This is a genomic window from Prosthecobacter sp., assembly GCF_044222345.1.
Classification (GTDB): domain Bacteria; phylum Verrucomicrobiota; class Verrucomicrobiia; order Verrucomicrobiales; family Verrucomicrobiaceae; genus Prosthecobacter.
Genome location: NZ_JBGANL010000146.1, coordinates 1 through 3,341 on the forward strand (window position 1 = coordinate 1; position 3,341 = coordinate 3,341).

The following is a 3,341-nucleotide window of genomic DNA, read 5'->3' on the forward strand; positions in this document are numbered from 1 at the left end:
TGGGTATACGCATGCCCAGCGCAGGTAGGGCGGCTTGTCCCCAAGCCACCGGGGCTGGCGGGTTGCCCATGGACAGGTAGGACACCGTGCATCGTTCCCAGCAACATCCAATCAGCCGCGAATCAACGAACCTGCTCTGGAAGATCGCAATTGATGCGGCCATTCCTCGGGTCTGGCGCACAGCCCTTTCCGCACGGGATTCTGCCGGATGTAATGATGCTTGGCGTTTTCCTCGTGGCCATCACGCAAGCGATGATCAAAGAAACCGTCCTGCCACACAATTCCGAATTGCCGCGCGGTGTAGCGTTTCCAGTTTTGGAACACATCTTCCATCACGACCTGTCGTGGAAAACTCAGCAGTGCATGCAAATGATCCGGCATGAGAAGCCAGAGTGTGATGTGCCACTTCCGCTGGTCGTGGTAGAACCGCGCAGCATCCAGCAATCCATCAGCAACAGCGGGCAGTGTGAGCTGTTCTGATCCTCTTTGCGAGCAGTTCACCGTGATAAAAAACAATGAGCCGTCTTCGACCCAATGAGGCACGTCATGATGAAGTTTTTTCCGATCCGGCCGATCAGCGCCCTGCATGGGATGACCGTGCAGTCTGGAGCGCTGGCATGCAAGGGCCTAATACTCGACTCCGACTCGACTCCGCTGCCGCCGGTCATCGCTCGTTCATCCGCCTTGCTCTCGCGGAGGGCTGGGGACAGCCCTCCCTACCCTGCGCTGGGTATACGCATGCCCAGGGCAGGTAGGGCGGCTTGTCCTCAAGCCGCCGGGTTTGGCGGGTTGCCCATGGACAGGTAGGACATCCATCTCCCCTCGCAGGCGACGCTGGACTCCGCTGCCGCCGGTCATCGCTCGGTCATCCGCCTTGCTCTCGCGGAGGGCTGGGGACAGCCCTCCCTACCCTGCGCTGGACTCCGCTGCTGCCGGTCATTGCTCATTCATTCTTCTCGCTCTCGCGGAGGGCTGGGGACAGCCCTCCCTACCTCGCGCTGGTGCGCCAAGCGCCCGCTCAATCCACAAACAGCATCTCATTCCCTGCGAGCAGGGCCTGGGCGTATTGGGACCACGCGGCGGGGTCCTTTTCCCGGCTGCTGAGAAATGCGCGCGCCACCTCGGCTTCATGCGCGCTTGGCTTGCGGCCAAAGAGGCGGGCGTAGACATCCTCCACACGGTGCTCCATCGCCCATTTGCCGAGGACTTCGGACTGCTGCTGCATGAAGGGGGAATTGAGCGCGAAGAGGCCCTGCAGGGGCGTGATGGTTTCGGTGCGCCAGGGGTTGTGCGCGCCGGGATCGGGCACGTCGTGGATGCGCAGCATGGGGTCCATGTCCTGGCGGTCGGAGGCGCCGTAGAGGGAGCGGCGGTGATTGGCGGCATCGCTGATGGATGAGGCGGGGCCGCCGATCTTGAGATCGATCTGCCCGGTGGCGCTGAGGATGGCATCGCGCCAGGATTCCCAGTCGAGGCGGCGGCGCAGCATGCGGGTGTAGAGTTTGTTTTCGGGATCGCGCTGCTCGGAGGCGGCGGCGACGCTGCTCTGCTGCCAGGTGGCGGAGTTCAAAATCTCGCGGTGCAGCCACTTGATGGACCAGCCGTGCTCCATGAAACGACCGGCGAGATCATCGAGCAATTCGGGGTGCGTGGGGGCTTCGCCGAGGTTGCCGAATTCGCTGGGGGTATCCACCAAGCCGCGCCCGAAGTGGTGCTTCCACACGCGATTGACAATGACGCGTGCGGTGAGCGGCGCGGCGTCTTCCGTGATGGCCTGGGCCAGCTCCAGGCGGCCGCTGCCGGTGGTGAACTTGCGCGGCAGGCCGGTCTTGGAGGGAAACATGGAGAGGAAGCGGCGCGGCACCGCAGCGCCGAGGTCGTTCGGATTGCCGCGCTTCATCAGCTCCAGATCGCGGGCCATGCCCATGCGGTAGTCCAGCTTGGTGCCGTGCTCTTTTTCCTTATTCACCACATACAGCGCGGCCTCCTCCACGGCATTGGCCATGGGCATGTTGTAGTGCGGGGTGGCGGTCTTGATGGAGGCGATGGCGGCTTCGATTTTCTTCGTCTGCTCCGCCAGATCCTTTGGCTTCTTTTTCTTGAGGTCGGCCATCTGCTTTTCCATCGCCGCCACCTCAGCGCGCGCCTTCGCCACCGGCTTCCAGAATTCATCCTTCATCGTGGGCAGCTCGGAGAGCTTCACGGAGGCGAAGACGCCGGCCAGCGCATAATAATCCTGCGCGGAGATGGGGTCGGACTTGTGATCGTGGCAGCGGGCGCAGGCCAGTGTGAGGCCGAGGAAGGTGCGGCCGATGGCATCCACATGCTCCTCCCATTCATCCGCGACGGTGGTCTTGATGATCTCCGGCGGGAGCTGCAGCTCTTTGAAATAGGTGGGGCTCAGGCCGATGAAGCCCAGCGCCACGCGATCCTGCGGGCCGCACTCGGGCAGGAAATCCGTGGCAAGCTGACGCATGACGAAGCGGTCATACGGCATGTCCTCATTGAGCGCCTGCACCACCCAGTCGCGGTAGAGGTAGGAGTACTTGGTGGAGTCCAGCCAGTTGGGGGTTTGATCCGTGTAGCGCGCCAGATCCAGCCAGTGGCGTGCCCAGCGCTCGCCGTAGTGGGGGCTGCGCAGGGTTTCATCCACGGTGCGGCTCCAGTCGGCGGCAGCCTGCCCGGCAGGGGGCAAACCGGTGAGATCAAAGGCCAGCCGGCGCTGCAGCACACGCTCGTCAGCCCTGGGGGCTGGCTTCATGCCTGCGGCCTCCATTTTGGCGAGGATGTAGTAGTCGATGCGCGTCTTTGGCCAGGCGGCGTCCTTCACCTGCGGCAGCGGGCCGCGCCGCAGCGGCGCAAAGGACCACGGCACCGGCTTCGGTCCCTCGTCTTTTTTGGCGACAGCCAGCCCCGCCGCAGCGAGGAGCAGCAGGGTCAGGCAGAGAGAACTGGGAGTGGAGATGCGCACCTGCAAGGTACAGCGCTCAGCGGGCGGAGCTTTCCAGAAAAGAGGTCTTACAGGACCTATTCGGCCTATTCAGGAGCACCCCGCGCCTGCACCTCCCCTTCCCGCTTTCCCGCCCTGCTTGTGAAATTTTTCACAAATCCCAGTTGCCCACCTTATTCACACTCGGATACTGCCCACCATGGCCTCCCCCGTCCAGTATCTTCCCGGAAAAGAACCCCATGCGCGTGAAAAGCGCCTGATCTTCAAGAACATCGACCGCGCCGGTTACAATCCGTCCATCGAGTGTTACCTGGAGAATGGCGGGTATGAGCAGCTCAAGAAGGCGTTCAAGATGGAGCGCAGCGCCATCACCAACGAGGTCAAGGCCAGC

General features: G+C 62.9%; 2 protein-coding genes and 1 pseudogene. 1 reads left to right on the forward strand and 2 read right to left on the reverse strand.

The genetic code is table 11. From position 1 onward, the window contains the following. Window positions 1-111: 111 nt before the first annotated feature. Window positions 112-588 (reverse strand): REP-associated tyrosine transposase, encoded by a 477-nt coding sequence (locus ACILSL_RS27370; RefSeq protein WP_395735247.1) that lies wholly within the window; start codon window positions 586-588, stop codon window positions 112-114. 430 nt (window positions 589-1,018) lie between these two features. Further along, complete coding sequence (locus ACILSL_RS27375; RefSeq protein WP_395735248.1) at window positions 1,019-2,971, reverse strand: DUF1549 and DUF1553 domain-containing protein; 1,953 nt, start codon at window positions 2,969-2,971, stop codon at window positions 1,019-1,021. Between the two features lie 178 nt (window positions 2,972-3,149). On the opposite strand from ACILSL_RS27375, the pseudogene ACILSL_RS27380 reads away from it, so the two are divergent. Then, a pseudogene (locus ACILSL_RS27380) lies at window positions 3,150-3,341 on the forward strand (NADH-quinone oxidoreductase subunit F); the annotation flags it as partial.

Coding starts and splice junctions, on each gene's coding strand:
- ACILSL_RS27370 (WP_395735247.1), bottom strand. CDS start 588: ATGCAGGGCGCTGATCGGCCGGATCGGAAAAAACTTCATCATGACGTG.